This window comes from Terrimonas sp. (assembly GCF_003075435.1).
GTDB lineage: Bacteria > Bacteroidota > Bacteroidia > Chitinophagales > Chitinophagaceae > Agriterribacter.
Genome location: NZ_QCZJ01000023.1, coordinates 39,943 through 55,258, shown reverse-complemented (window position 1 = coordinate 55,258; position 15,316 = coordinate 39,943). Strand labels below are relative to the sequence as shown.

Annotated in this window: 7 protein-coding genes; all 7 read right to left on the bottom strand. The window is 39.1% G+C overall.

Annotated features, from left to right (window positions below):
• Window positions 1-32: 32 nt before the first annotated feature.
• The gene (locus DC498_RS20160; protein ID WP_116875968.1) at window positions 33-2,486 is read right to left on the bottom strand and encodes an ABC transporter permease; all 2,454 of its coding nucleotides are present in this window, start codon (window positions 2,484-2,486) and stop codon (window positions 33-35) included.
• 185 nt (window positions 2,487-2,671) lie between these two features.
• Window positions 2,672-5,041, bottom strand: a complete 2,370-nt coding sequence (locus DC498_RS20155) for an ABC transporter permease (RefSeq protein WP_116875967.1) — start codon at window positions 5,039-5,041, stop codon at window positions 2,672-2,674.
• A 122-nt stretch (window positions 5,042-5,163) separates the two neighbouring features.
• On the bottom strand, window positions 5,164-7,536 hold the full coding sequence (locus DC498_RS20150) for an ABC transporter permease (RefSeq protein WP_116875966.1): 2,373 nt from the start codon (window positions 7,534-7,536) through the stop codon (window positions 5,164-5,166).
• 118 nt (window positions 7,537-7,654) lie between these two features.
• Entirely contained in the window at window positions 7,655-7,795 is a 141-nt protein-coding gene (locus DC498_RS26465; RefSeq protein ID WP_206197707.1) for a hypothetical protein, read from the bottom strand.
• A gap of 51 nt (window positions 7,796-7,846) precedes the next feature.
• Window positions 7,847-10,213 carry an ABC transporter permease gene (locus tag DC498_RS20145; RefSeq protein ID WP_116875965.1) on the bottom strand — a complete coding sequence of 789 codons (2,367 nt, stop codon included), beginning with the start codon at window positions 10,211-10,213 and terminating at the stop codon, window positions 7,847-7,849.
• Between the two features lie 57 nt (window positions 10,214-10,270).
• The gene (locus DC498_RS20140) at window positions 10,271-12,676 is read right to left on the bottom strand and encodes an ABC transporter permease (RefSeq protein WP_116875964.1); all 2,406 of its coding nucleotides are present in this window, start codon (window positions 12,674-12,676) and stop codon (window positions 10,271-10,273) included.
• A 208-nt stretch (window positions 12,677-12,884) separates the two neighbouring features.
• Window positions 12,885-15,278, bottom strand: coding sequence for an ABC transporter permease (locus DC498_RS20135; protein WP_116875963.1), 2,394 nt, complete (start codon window positions 15,276-15,278; stop codon window positions 12,885-12,887).
• Between the last annotated feature and the right edge of the window lie 38 nt (window positions 15,279-15,316).

The window sequence follows — 15,316 nt, the reverse complement described above, 5'->3', positions numbered from 1 at the left end:
CCACTCCGTGGAGAGGAGGAGCAGGGGTGAGGTCACTCCGTCCTCAAACTCTTCACCGGGTTAGCAACAGCTGCTTTTATAGCGTGCACACTTATTGTTGCAAGAGCGATTATTATTGCAATAAACCCGCCTGCCATAAATAACAACCAACTGATATTAATGCGATAAACGTAATCCTGTAACCATCGATGCATAAAATACCATGTGACCGGCGATGCAATTATAAACGCAATTGCAATAAGTATGATAAACTCCTTTGAAAAAAGATAAACAATATTTGAAGCTGTAGCGCCAAGCACCTTGCGTATGCCTACTTCTTTTATTCTCTGCACTGCCATAAATGAGGCTAACCCATACAGCCCGAGACAGCTAAGCAATATAGCAATGGCTGAAAATATTTTATACAATTGTGCCAACTGGTTTTCCTGTTTGTAAAAACTTTCTATCTTATCATCAAGAAACCTGTACTCGTAGGCATAATCTGGAAATGTTTTCTCCCACATCTTCTTAACAGATTGCATTGAACCTGCAATATTAGCTGTTGAAAGCTTTATGGAAGCCTGGCGATACATGGTAGCATTTGTGGCAATGAGCAGGGGCGCCAGTTCCTGGCGCAAAGACCTGTCGTTAAAATCTTTCAATACACCAACAACAGGACATTTTATTAAACCATCCATTATACTTATTTCCTTGTTCAATATATCTTCCGGTTTTTTAAGTCCTAAACTCTTCACGAAGGTTTCATTCACTAAAAATTCTGTTGTAGGCCCGGAAGGTTTCAGATTTCTTCCAGCCACGAGTTGTAATTTGTAAGTGGACACATAGTCATTATCGGCGAATTTGGTAATAGCCTGGAAACCGGCTTCTTTTAATGCACCGTTAAACCTGAATGCAGTAAATATATTATTATCGTCTTCTATCGGGGTATTGGAACTAAAGCTTACTGCCTCCATACCATTTAACAATAACTGTTGTTTTAAATAATCAGTCAGGTTTCCGCCGGTATTATCCGGGCGGAAAGGAACATTTATAATAACATCTTTATCAAAGCCCAGCGGCTGATTCATAAAAAAATTCATTTGCTGAACAATTATAAAAGTTCCGATGATGAGCGCCTGCGCAATAATAAATTGAAAAACGACCAACCCTCTTCTTAATGAAATTCCTTTTGCGGTATTTATCTTGCTCTTTAACGCATTAACTGGATTGAAACGCGATAAAACAACAGAAGGATAAGCGCCGGCGAGTGCAGTTACAATAACGGTTACAATTAGAAGAAATAAAATAATTGCCGGGTTAGTCAGCAAGTTAAAAGAAAGAGAAAGCTCCAGCAATTGATTTACATACGGCACGGTAAGAACTGCAATACCTGCTGCAAGCATTATAGCAATGGCAACAATCAAAAACGTTTCTGCTAAAAATTGTATCCGTAATTGAAATTTATTACTTCCCAAAACTTTTCTAACGCCAACTTCCTTTGCCCGGTTAACAGCCTGTGCTGTAGAAAGATTGATAAAATTTACACAGGCTACCAGGAGTATGAATGACGCGATCAGCCATAACACATTAATGAGTTCATGACTGATTGTTTTGTTGCTGTAATTTCCTGCTACGGCATCATAATGTACCGCACTTACGGATTGTATAATATATTTATCCTTATTACCGTCGGGTTGTACCTTTTGTGCATAAGCACTTAGTTGCTGATTGAAATTGCCAACAGGAATATTTGGTGGCAACATGATATAGCATCCAAAGTCAGGCGCTGTTCCATTCCATCCGGGTTGCTGGAACCCGTATTTTTTATCGCCGGTAAAATCTGTTCCCCAAGCGATTACTAATTTTAGCTGAAAGTCAGTATTTGCCGGTATGGTTGCAAGAATACCCGAGACTTTCAAGGCTGTTGCCGGAAACTGGAACAGGCCTGCACCCATGCTGTAATATCCCGCAATTTTAATGGTCTTGCCCATCGCAGTTTTCCAGTCGCCGAAATAAGTTTCTGCAATCTCTTTAGTGAGCAACACATTATCAGGATCTTTTAATGATTCGTATGACCCTGATAGTAGTGGGAAGTCAAACATTCTGAAAAAAGAAGGTGAAGTATAAAATACCCCACGCTGCTCTTTAAAATTTTTTACAGGTGTTCCGTTATCATCAAGCACCTGTAACTCATCATTATGACTTGCATACACAGGTGCTACCTGTTCAAGTTGCGGAAAAGCAGTTTTCAGTCCTTCAGGCATTGGGAAAGGAACATTTTTTTGATAAGAAATGTTTCCTCCATCTGCATGGCGGGATTCCGTTATCACCCGGTAGATGCGATCTTTTTTTGTATGAAAATTATCGAAGCTTGTTTGAAACTGTATAATGATAAAGATCATCATACAAACAACAATACCAATAGCCAATCCTGCTATATTGATAATAGTATAACTCCTGTTGCGGGTTAAACTTCTGAATGCGGTTTTGAAATAATTCTTTATCATTTGAGATTTGATTTAGCTATCAGGTTTCAGCTATCAGCCGTCAGCAATCAGTTATCTTTTACCTTTTTGCTTTCTTAACAATTACTTCTTATCACGCCTCCCTAAGCGCCCGCTCTTAAAATTTTCACAACTGCTTTGAGTTTAGGCTCCCCTCTCCACTCCGTGGAGAGGGGCCGGGGGTGAGGTTACTCCGTTCTTAGGCTCTTTACCGGGTTAGCTATTGCCGCTTTTATAGCCTGGAAGCTAACAGTAAGCATTGTTATAATTAAAGACATAAGCCCACCCGCTACAAAAACGCCTGCGCCAATATTGATGCGATAATCATAATGCTGCAACCAGTTATGCAAAAAGTAAAACGATATGGGTGCTGCTATCAAACAACTTATTAAAACCAATACAATAAAATCTTTTGATAATAATAGCCATAGCTGTTGTATAGATGCGCCTAATACTTTGCGGATACCAATTTCTTTGGTACGTTGTTCAGCAACGTATGCTGCCAGACCAAACAAGCCCAGGCAGGAAATGAAAATAGCGAGTACAGCAAATAAACCTGCCAATTTACCTATCAGCATTTCAAGCTTAAATTTTTGTGCATATTGCTCATCTGCAAAAGAATAATTGTAGGGATATGCCGGATCATACTTGTTAAAAATAGCAGTAAGCCGGGCAATAGCATCCTGTGTTTGTATACCGGGGGCAAGCCTGTATAATAAATTACCCTGCGGCAACGCATTACATAAAAACATAGTTGGCTCGGCAGCGCTGAATGGCGATACCATTAATGCATCCTGCACAACCCCGGCAATGGTAAGCTGGTGCCCCTGCCAGTTGATCTTTTGTCCAACCGGGTTTTTTATACGCATTCTTTTTATAGCTGCTTCATTAAATATTACACTTGTACTATCATTAGCATGGGAGAAATTTCTTCCTTCGCTCATATCCATTCCCACTGTTTTAAAATAATCTCCAGATACAATGATAGTGCCCATCTCAACCGTTTCACCGGGATTTTTCCCCGGCCATTGCTCAACATCCGAATGCCACCAAACATTAGTTGCCGGGCTTGTTGCTGTTGTCATTGCAGATACGATCCCTTTCTGCAGCACTTCATTTTTTAAAGCAGTGAAATGCTTATCCAGGTCATCGTTCATATTAGTCGCCATTAACCTGTTTAAGTTAAAGCCGGTAGGTCTTGTTTTAGCATATTGTATTTGCTGGTAAATGATCACCGTACTTACAATTAAAGCTATGGAACAACTGAATTGTATTATCACCAACACCTTTCTTGACAAAGAAGATTTGCCTGACTGTATTGTTCCTTTTAGTACTGTTACCGGGTTAAATGATGAAAGATAAAAAGCAGGTCTGCTGCCTGCGAGTAAAGCGGTTAACAGTAAACACCCCAACATTATCACCCAGAAATATATATTTCCGAATGGCATGACAATGTTCCCTGATGTTAATGTATTAAAAGCAGGCAATGATATCCATGCAATGGCTATTGCGAAAACAAAAGCAATGGCTGTAAGCAGGAATGCTTCCATTAAAAATTGTATAACAAGATCCCTTTTTTGTGAACCGATCGCTTTTCTGACAGCAACTTCTTTTGCTCTTTTTTCTGAACGTGCAGTAGTGAGATTGACAAAGTTGATACAGGCAATAATCAATACCAGCAGCCCAATGATTGAAAACATTTTTACATAAGCAAGAAAACCCGGAGTGTCTTTACCATTTATATAGTTTGAATACAAATGCCAGCGCTCCATGGGCTGCAGGGTGATATAAGAATTCATGGCATTTGTATTGCCTTCCTCAGTATGCTCAATATTCCTGATCTTAGGTGCAACCTGCGCATAATTTACACCTGGTCTCAGCTTTACAAATATTTGCCGGTTATTATTGCTGAAACTGCTTAAGCCGTCTGTCTTTATTTGTGGGTTAATAGCATAAACATAGGTGCTTGGCACTATATAATTAAAACTGAAAGTTGCATTAGCAGGCACATCATTGATGATACCGGTTATTTTAAGATCGTTTGCATTATCAAAACGAACAGTTTTATTCATTGCATCTGCATTGCCAAAAAGTGATCTTGCCAATGATGCTGTGAGCACAATTGAATAGGGATCTTTAAACGCATTATCAGCATTACCCTCAATAAAAGAATATTGAAAAATCTTAAAGATATCCGGGCCGGCTATTGCTCCGCTCACATATAATTTTTTATCCCCGGCAATCAAACCATGATTACCGGTCCAGTCACTTTCAGCCACATATTCTATTTCAGGAATTTGTGTATGCAAAGCTTCTGCAAGCTTTAATGATGTTGTTTGAAAAGTAAGTGTATCACCGTTACTATTATAGTTGCGCTGTACACGATATACAGATTGATGTCCTGGTAAAAATCTATCAAAGGAATATTGATCATATACCCAAAGTCCGATCATTAATGCAACTGCCATTCCGATGGCAAGACCTGCAACATTTAAGGTACTGTAACCAATAGTCCGGGTTATATTCCTCCATGCAGTTTTTAAATAATTTCTAAACATAATTATGGATTTGAGCTGTGAGCTATGGGCTGTGAACTTTCAGCCGTCAGCTATCAGCGTTAATAAAAGTTTAGGCTCCCCTCTCTCCCGAAACCTTCGGAATGGAGAGGACCGGGGGTAGGTCACTCCGTCCTCAAACTCTTCACCGGGTTAGCCAGCGCCGCTCTTATCGTTTGAAAAGTAACCGTTAGCAAAGCAATAAACAGCAATAACAACCCTGACAACAAGAACACCCACCAGCCAACATCAGTACGATACGCGAAATTTTGTAGCCATTGGTGAGTGGCAACCCACGAAACGGGTATTGCAATAACCAATGCAATAAAAACAAGCAATAAAAAATCTTTTGTCATCAGGTGCAGTATGCTCAATACAGATGCGCCCAATACTTTTCTGATGCCCATCTCTTTTACTCTTACCTGGGCAGTATATGCCGCAAGTCCAAACAGACCTAAACATGAAATAAGAATAGCTATTACGCCAAAAATGGTAAACAATTTTCCGGTGCGTTGCTCCGATTTATACATATTATTAAACTCTTCATCAATAAATGAATAACTAAAAGGAAAAGCAGCGCTGTATTGCTTCCATATTTTTTCAGTTGCAGCTATAGACTTTGCCGCGTCTTTAGCGGTTGTTTTAACATAAATCTTCCAGTTAGCAGGGCTGTAGTAAAACACCATCGGTTCTATGGACTGCTTTAATGAAGCATAATTAAAATCTTTTACTACACCTATTATTGTACCCTTTGTTTGCCAAACGGTAAAAGGTTTACCTACAGGGTCTTTAATACCTGTATTTTTAACCGCCGTCTCATTAAGAATAACATATGCCGAATCTGCTTTTGATCCTGTAAAACTTGTTCCTGCTGTTAATTGCATTTTTAAAAGGCCTATCAGGTTTTCATCAATCGCCATAGGATGAATAAGGAACATTCTGTTCGGATCTTTGCCTTCCCAATCCGTATCGCCGGTAGTAGCATTAACGCCCACAATACTGTTTGAAGATGCCACACCTCTAACGCCTGGCTGCTTCAATAATTCATTTCGAAAAGCCTGGTAATGATTATGTATTTCGCCTGTAACATTAAATGTAAAAACATATTCCTTATCATAGCCAATATCCTTTTCTCTCATATATCTTAGCTGTTTGGCGATAATAATTGTGCTGATAATAAGAATAGCAGAAAACACAAACTGCACAACTACCAATATCTTTCTAAACCCGGCACTACCCACTCCTATCGAAAATTTTCCTTTCAACATTTCTATCGGTTTAAACGAAGACAATAAAAGCGCCGGGTAAATGCTTGCAAGTATTAACGATCCTGCGATAGCTGCTGTAACCGTTAGCCATATATGCTGATTGCTGAACGAAAAAACGATTTTCTTGCCCGAAATATCATTATATAGGGGAAGCGTAAGATAAATAATAGCAAATGCCAGTATTGATGCAATAGCAAAAAGCAAAACTGATTCTGCAATAAACTGGAAAAATAACTGTAACCTTTCTGCACCAATGATTTTCCGTATGCTTACTTCCCTTGACCTGAGCAATGAACGTGCGGTAGACAAATTCACATAATTAATACAGGCTATGATCAGTATAAGAATGGATACGATCAGAAATATGCGTACCGTTTGCAAGGCCCCGTTATTACCATCTGCAGCAACAAGGTGCAGAGAAGGCAAAGATTGCAATGTATAAAAGGCGCCATCAGGACTATCGTTAGGGCGATGTTTCCAATACGTATCAGTGATCTTTTTTTCTATTGCAGATAATGAGGCTTTCTTCCGCGCCTGAATAAAAACATAATAATGAAAATTACCCAGGTCTTCATCTATTGTTTTCCAATCGCCGTTGCCACCATCATTAGTAAATTGTTTGGCATAAAAGCTCATCGGGAAAAGCATGCCATACCTGATGCTTGAATTTTCAGGAAAGTCTGCCATTACTCCTGTAACAATATAATTAACATTATCTGCAGTTAATACTTTGCCAACAGGCTCATCTTTTCCAAAATATTTATTGGCCGTTGTAGCGGTAAGAACAACAGCGTTAATCTCTTTAAAGAGATTTTCCTTGTTTCCTTTTATTAACTGAAAATCAAAAAAGGAAAAGAAATTAGAGTCAACAAAAGCATTATTGGTTTCTGAAATATTCTTGCCGTTTAGTTTAAAGGTCATCGTTTCCCACCGTGGCTTTATCCTCAGGGCATTCACTACTTCGGGTATTGACTGACTACAGTACATTGCCAATGGTGCAGGTACATTACCCCATACCTGTTCATCAGCACCCTTGCCTATGTGCGCGTTAATCCTGTATATCTCATTAGCATTTTTATGAAACTTGTCATAGCTTAATTCATCCTGCACCCATAATAAAATCATTATGCCTACAGCAAGCCCTATTCCGAGACCAACAATGTTAACGCCACTATAGAACTTGCTCCTAATCAGGTTTCGCCACGCTGTTTTTAAATAATTCTTTATCATTTGAGATTTGGTTTGAGCTGTAAGCTTTCAGTCATCAGCGGTTGTTTACATTTATCTACTTTCAAATTCTCAGCCTCACCCCCCTCCTCCCTCTCCTTGCAAAGGCGAGGGAGCGGTGCTACAGAATATTTCCAAACCATATCACTACCACATCATCTATATAATAAATCCCAACAAGCACTTCCGAATTTTCACCTTCCCGCACAATTATCATTTTTACCCTCACGAGCGCCCCACCTACAAACTCATCAACATTCATTGAGCTTAGGCACCCCTCTTCACCGCGTGGAGAGGTACCGGGGGTAAGGGCTTATTCCGTCCTCAATGACTTCACCGGATTAGCCAATGCTGTTTTAATAGCCTGTGTACTAATAGTTAAAAAAGCAATCAGCATTACAGTGATGCCTGCTAATAAAAATATCCACCAATCAATATTTACTTTGTAATAAAAATTAGCCAGCCACTTATTCATAAGCCACCATGAAACAGGAAAAGCAACCAGGAATGCGATAACTACGAGTTTCAAAAAATCTATTGATAACATCACAGTTATTCTACCAACAGAAGCGCCGAGTATTTTTCTGACACCAATTTCCTTAGTTCTTTGCATTGCAGAAAAAACTGCCAATCCGAATAAACCTAAACACGAAATAAAAATTGTTAGAACAGTAAAACTGGCAGAGATAATACCTAACACCTTTTCATCTATAAGTTTTTTTCTAAAACTTTCATCAGTGAAAGTATATTCGAATGGATAGTCGGGATTGTATTTTGCATGAATAGATTGTAATACACTTAAGCTTTGTAAAGCTGGCTTTGCAGGATTTAATCTGATACCTACATTTCCCACCCAGTCTTTTACAAAGCCTATAATAAGTGGTTTGGAGGATTCATATGGAGATCCCCACACGAAATTTTTTATGACGCCAATAATAATTCTTTTTTCATTCTGCCATGTTATCTCTGTACCCACAGGCTTTTTTAATCGCATTAATTTAACCGCAGCTTCATTCAATATTACTGCGCCGGAGTCGGCGGGTCTACCTGTTTCAAAGTCTCTGCCTTCAACAATGGTCAATCCGTACGTATCAATAAAATGATAAGTTGTACCAATACAATCAATGGCTATTTTATCTTGCCCCGGCAACTGATCAGGCCATATAAGACCCCAGGAACTAGGCCCATATCCTGTAATCGAAATTGAACTTATTGCAGCATCTGAAATAGCTCCCTTCTTTATTGCTTCTTCTCTAAAAAGTTCAAATGAAGAAGATAGTTTTTCATTTGTGGGCATCTCTATTAAACTATTAATATTATACCCTAAAGGACGGTTTTTTATATAGTTGACCTGCCGGTATATTACAATACTGGAAATAATTAAACAAACGGCAAATATAAATTGAAGTACCACCAGAGCCTGCCTTGTTTTTACCATCGACCCTGCAGGATTGGTTAAGCCTTTTAAGGCTCTGATTGGTTTAAAAGATGAAAAGAAAACAGCAGGATAACTGCCAGCTAATAATGCGGTAATGAAAGCTATAGCTAAAACTGATAGCCAGGCAAAAAAATCTTTGTATGGCAAAATCAGTTGAATGCCAAGTATACTATTAAACACCGGAAGAAGCAGGAATATTAAAACAAGTGCTATAATTAAAGCTATAAAGGAAGTTAGTATTGCTGTTCCAAGAAAATTTTTCATAATAACGGCTCTCGTAGCTCCCATTGTTTTATGAATACCAACTTCCCTGATCTTTTTTTCAGAAAGCGCTGTGGAAAGATTCATAAAATTTACACACGCTATTATTAAAATCAAAATTGCCAATACTAAAAACAAACGAACGTATTCAATTCTTCCTCCGACATTAACTCCATTTTTAAATTCGTTATACAAATGAAGCTTCGTAAGAGGATAAAGAAAAAGCTCGATTTTACTATCTTCGGGATTATATTTTGCAATTATTTTTTTTATCCCGGCATTAAGGTCTGACAGTTTAACCCCCTTTTTCAACAACACGTAACTTGAATAATCAAACATTGACCAGCCTGCATCTTTCCTCCACGGCTCCTGATTCATATAAAAATCCCATGTGGTTATTGCCTGAAAAGAAAGGCTTGAGTTTACAGGATTATCTTTAATAACAGCTTTAACAGTAAGGGGATATTGATTCTTGTATTTTATTATTTTGCCTATGGGATCGGCATTTCCAAAAATGGCATTTGCTGTTGACTGGGTGAGAATAATATCCGACGGATCGGATAAAGCAGTTTTATAATCTCCCTGAACAAAATCAAAACTGAACATTTTTAACAAATCCTGTTCAGCGGAAACTATGGAGAATTTAATTCTTTTATCATCGTAACATAATAAATTTTTGGCAGGATAGCTTACCCGTGCAACATTTTCAATCCCAGGAAAACTATTCTTCAATACGTCCGCTAATGGTGCGGGAGTAACAGGATTGGTTTTAACTTCACCATTATCAGGCAAATTCTTAAATACAAGAAATAAACGATCGCTGTTCTTATTAAACCTATCATAACTAAACTCATTATACACATATAGTATCAGCAAAAAACTGGCGGTCATACCAACAGCAAGACCTCCGATATTAATAATAGCAGAAAGCTTGTTTGCTGTAAGATTACGCCATGTAGTTTTTAAATAGTTCTTTATCATAGAATTGCTCCTCTTCAGAAAATTTTCATATATTATATTTCACTTATTCACTATTCCTCACTCCGTCCTCAAACTCTTCACCGGGTTAGCCAGAGCCGCTCTTACAGCATGATAACTTACTGCCGATAATGCAATGATTACAGCAGTGGCTCCGGCTATTATAAAAATCCACCAATGTATATCTGCACGGTATGCAAAATTTTGCAACCAGCTATTGCCGGCAAGCCATGCCAGAGGCGTTGCAATTAAAATGGCAATTGCTACCAGCACCAGGAACTGCTTTGCTATAAGGAATGTGATATTAGCAATATCAGCGCCCAATACTTTCCTGATGCCGATTTCTTTTGTACGCTGCACAGTTGTAAATGCGGCAAGCGCAAATAATCCTGAGCAGGCAAGCGCTATGGCTAAACCAGAAAACAGTGAAAAGAGTTTAGCAGTCCTTTGTTCTTCTTTATATAAAGCGCTAAAATCTTCATCAAGAAAATGATAATCAAAAGGACGATGCAATACACGGGATTGCCATATTTTTTCAAGCCCTGCAATAGTAGAAGCCGCCTGTTCAGGCTTTATTTTAACATACATCTCCCTTACCATAGATGTATCTAAAAAAATAAGTAAAGGTCCAACCGGTGTATGCAGCGATTCAAAATTGAAATCTTTTACCACACCAACAACTGAACCAGGTGATCCTTTCTGAATAGTTTTCCCGATAGCCTGCTCTGGTGTCCAGCCCAATTGCTTTACAGCGTTTTCATTTAATATATATGCAGACCGGTAATTACTGTAGTTATTGGAGGTGTCCTGCAAAAGGAAATCGTTACGGATAAAATCCCGGCCGGCAACAAGTTGCATACCCATGGTTCTTAAATAATCAAGATCAACAGGAGTTGCATTTAATGATAATTCTTTTTTGCCCGAACCATCATCCGCGGTAATGCCATCACCCCAACCAATAGAAACAGGACCTTCATACGAACCTGTGACACTTAACACATTGGGATTATTTTTCACGTCATACTTTAACTGGTCATATACTCCCCTTGTTTTATAATCTACCGGCAATACTATTATTTGCTCCCTGTTGTAACCAAGATCTTTCCTTTGAATATATGACACCTGGTTTAGCACTATGATAGTAGCTGCGGTAAGAAACACCGCAATTACAAACTGAAATATGATCAGCACTTTCCTGATTCCTCCTCCGGAATGCGATATTTGTAGCCCGGACTTTAAAATGCTTACCAGCTTTGTATTGCTCAACACAAAAGCAGGATATGCACCAGATATTATACTCACTACCAGGCAGAGCAATAATGCCGCGCCAATAAAAGCCGGTGACAAAAACTGGTCAACTGAAAATGATTTATTGGTAACAGCGTTGAATAATGGGAGTATTGCGGCACTTACAATAAAAGCGAGCAGTAAAGCAATTATTGTCAGCACAAGAGATTCTCCCAGGAACTGTTTCAGCAATTGCATTTTGCCGGCTCCCATTACTTTTCTTATACCAATTTCCGTTCCACGTCCAACGGACTGCGCTGTAGCAAGATTGGTATAATTAACGCAGGCTATTAAAAGTATAAGCAAAGCCACCACGCTTAATACATATATGTATGTAATATTTCCTGCCGGCTCCAAACCTCCTTTAACTGCAGACTGAAGATGAACAGATTGTAATGGTTCAAGATTAAAACTTACATAATCTGTACTGCCTGCCTGCAGGTGAAATTCCTGTTCCTTCATATTTTCTCCATACAACTTCAATTGCTTGCCCAGCGGTTTGATCTGATCTGCCCTTTTCAAAAGAAGATAGGTAACATAATTAGCCTCTGTCCATCTTTCCCGATCCGCGCCCCAAATACTTTTAAAGGAAATGATAACATTATACTGTACCTGGGAGTTAAGAGGCGCATCGCCTGCAATACCTGTTACTTCATAATCTTTACCGCCATTTACACGAAGGGTTTTACCAATAGGGTTTTCTGTTCCGAAATATTTTCGTGCAGTCTTTTCCGTTAGTACAATTTTACCTGGAGCATCCAGCACTGTTTCAGGATTCCCTTTTAACAACGGAAAAGAAAATATGGAGAAAAAATCCTTATCTGCGTACAAAACATTTTTTTCATCAAAAGCTTTTGTTCCATTAGCAAGCGACAGCGCATCTTTCATGGTACGCACATATGCTTCCACCTGTGGAAACCTGCGTTTAAATTCAGGTCCTGCTTTAGTTCCGGTTAAAGCTATCTCGCCTTTTGTTCCGGAAAGCTGGTAAACCATTGTCACACGGGCAATACGATCTTTATTCGTATTAAAATCATCATAGGTTAATTCATTCCACACATATATGCCAATAAGCAGGCAACTCGCAATACCAATGGTAAGCCCTGCAATATTTACAAAACTGTACAACCTGTTTTTACGAATATTACGCCAGGCGATTTTGAGATAATTCTTTAGCATTTGAAATTTGATTTAGCTATTAGGTTTCAGCTATCAGCGGTTAGCTATCAGCATTCAGCTTTTGCCATTTTACGCTCTTATCATTTTACATTCTTACGTTCTTACCATCTTACGCTCTTCCCTCTTAAGCGCCCCCTCTTACCATTTCCACAACCGCCTTGTGTTTAGGCACCCCTCTCCACCCCGTGGAGAGGGGCCGGGGGTGAGGTCACTCCATCCTCAAGCTCTTCACCGGATTAGCTATTGCTGCCCGTAATGACCTGTACCCTACCGTTACAAATGCTATTATAAATGTGGCTGCTATTGCCAAAGCAAACACTTCAATACCAAGCGGAATCCTGTATTCAAAATCCTGCAGGTATTTACTCATTGCCCACCAGGCAACAGGCGCCGCAATAATGAAAGCTATTATCAAAAGCCTGCTGAATTCTTTACCAAATAACCAAAGAATGCTTTGCATGGAAGCGCCGAGCACTTTGCGTACACCGATTTCTTTGGTTTTTCTCAATGCCATAAATGATACAAGCCCGTATAATCCCAGGCACCCGATAATGATTGCGATAAAAGCAAAAACTTCTATCATGATCAGCATAATACCATCCATCCTGTAAAACTCCCCGATGCGCTCATCAAGAAACTGGTAATTATAGAGATAGTCGGGGTAGGTTTCATTCCATATTTTATCGAAAGATGCAAGCGTTGATTTTATATTATTGCCATTGACCTTTACAGCACAATTAGAATACCTTGCCGCATTAGGCATGATGCATATCGCGTCAATCTGGCTATGCAGAGAATAATTATTAAAATCTTTTACCACACCAACAACCGGGGCAGTAATAGTACCTCCGTTTACACTGATTCTTTTACCGATAACTTCTTCGGGTGATGAAATATTCAGTTTTTTTACAAATGTTTCATTCACCAGGAATTCTCTTGTTGTATCTGAAGGGAAAAAATTTCTGCCTGCAACCAGCTTTAAATCAAATGTATTCAGGTATTGATCATCCGCGCTCTTCATATTAATGCTCCAATGTTCGTCTTCAGCACGGTTAGCATACCTTATACCGGTACTATTATTACTTTGCGATGCCGGCGGCTGAAAGCATAATGAAACTTTTTCAACACCAGGCAAGGCGGCAAGCCGTGTTTTTAAAGTATTTGCCTTTACATTATCGTTTTGTGGCAGGGGCAGTATTACAATAGACTCTTTATTAAAACCGAGATCTGCATGCTTTGAATAATTTACCTGGCTGGCAATTACAATCGTGCCTATAATGAGCATTTGCGAAATAGCGAACTGTGTAATCACCAGTACTCTTCTCAATGAAAAACCACCGATATGTTTTTGGGAAAGCTTGCTTTTTAAAGCAAGAGCAGGCTGGAACCTTGCCAGTACAAGTCCAGGATATGAACCGGAAAAAAACACAACAAGCAATACCGTTATCAGTATAAAAGAAATCATTTGCCAACCCAGCAGGTGCAATTGCATCTGCGATCTGAACAACTGGTTGAAGAATGGCAAAGCAAGCCAGGCCATAATACAGGCAATAATGACAGCAGCAAGGGTTATCAATGCAGTTTCCGCAATAAACTGCCAGAACACCTGTTTTTTTAAACTGCCCAACACTTTCCTGATCCCAATTTCCTTTGAACGGTTAAGCGCCTGCGCTGTAGCAAGATTTACAAAATTTACACAGGCTGTTATCAATAAAAACAAACCTATAAAACCAAGCGCCCATAAATAGCCTTTATCTGCATACCCATTAAAATCAGGGTTGAAATGAATATCGCTTAAGGGCTGCAGCCTGAATGTCCACACTTTTGCATCTCTCCCTTCAAAATTTTTATTTACAATCAGCGATAATGCTTTATTTACCTGTGCTTCTGTTATATTGGGCTTTAACAATGTATAGCACTGGCTGCCACTATACACACCGCCCCAACTGCTGTCGCTGGCAAGCCATGCGTTCCGGTCTCTTAAGTTTTGATATGATAAGAATATATTCTGGCGGCGGTCAGTATTAGCGGGAAGATCTTTTAAAATGCCTTTGATCACAAAATCTGTTCCGTTATCAAGCCGGATGGTTTTGCCAATGGCTGCATCAGCGGAAGTATAATATTTCCTGGCAATGGTTTCCGTTACCAGCGCTTCATTGGGATTTTGCAATACGGTTTTGGCATTTCCTGCCAATAACGGAAAATTAAATATGCTGAAGAATTCGGGTTCTACAAATGCAACACCATTTTCTTCGTTAAACTTTCTGTTTTGTTTATCGCCGATCAGCGTAATTAATGTATTCCTGTAATCAACAATACGGGCCGTATTTTCATCAAATGAAAAGTCTGTACGAAAAGCTTTGCCCAGCGGCTGCGGTACAGCCTGCGAATGATTTACTTCTTCATCATGCCACTCTGTAACTAAACGATATATGCTGTTTGCATTATGATGAAAATTATCATAGCTCAGCTGATGACTGATAAATGTAAAAATTAAAATACTGCAGGCAATACCAAGCGATAATCCAATAATGTTTATAGCAGTATAAGCTTTACTGGATTTTAAATTCCGCCAGGCGATTTTGAAATAGTTCTTTATCATTTTACGGGTATTTGGCTGTTAGCTATCGGCTGTCAGCA

Bases quoted from the DNA above. Each gene is read 5' to 3' on its own strand.
- DC498_RS26465 (WP_206197707.1), bottom strand. From the start codon at position 7,795: ATGAATGTTGATGAGTTTGTAGGTGGGGCGCTCGTGAGGGTAAAAATG.
- DC498_RS20135 (WP_116875963.1), bottom strand. From the start codon at position 15,278: ATGATAAAGAACTATTTCAAAATCGCCTGGCGGAATTTAAAATCCAGT.
- DC498_RS20145 (WP_116875965.1), bottom strand. From the start codon at position 10,213: ATGATAAAGAACTATTTAAAAACTACATGGCGTAATCTTACAGCAAAC.
- DC498_RS20150 (WP_116875966.1), bottom strand. From the start codon at position 7,536: ATGATAAAGAATTATTTAAAAACAGCGTGGCGAAACCTGATTAGGAGC.
- DC498_RS20155 (WP_116875967.1), bottom strand. From the start codon at position 5,041: ATGTTTAGAAATTATTTAAAAACTGCATGGAGGAATATAACCCGGACT.
- DC498_RS20160 (WP_116875968.1), bottom strand. From the start codon at position 2,486: ATGATAAAGAATTATTTCAAAACCGCATTCAGAAGTTTAACCCGCAAC.
- DC498_RS20140 (WP_116875964.1), bottom strand. From the start codon at position 12,676: ATGCTAAAGAATTATCTCAAAATCGCCTGGCGTAATATTCGTAAAAAC.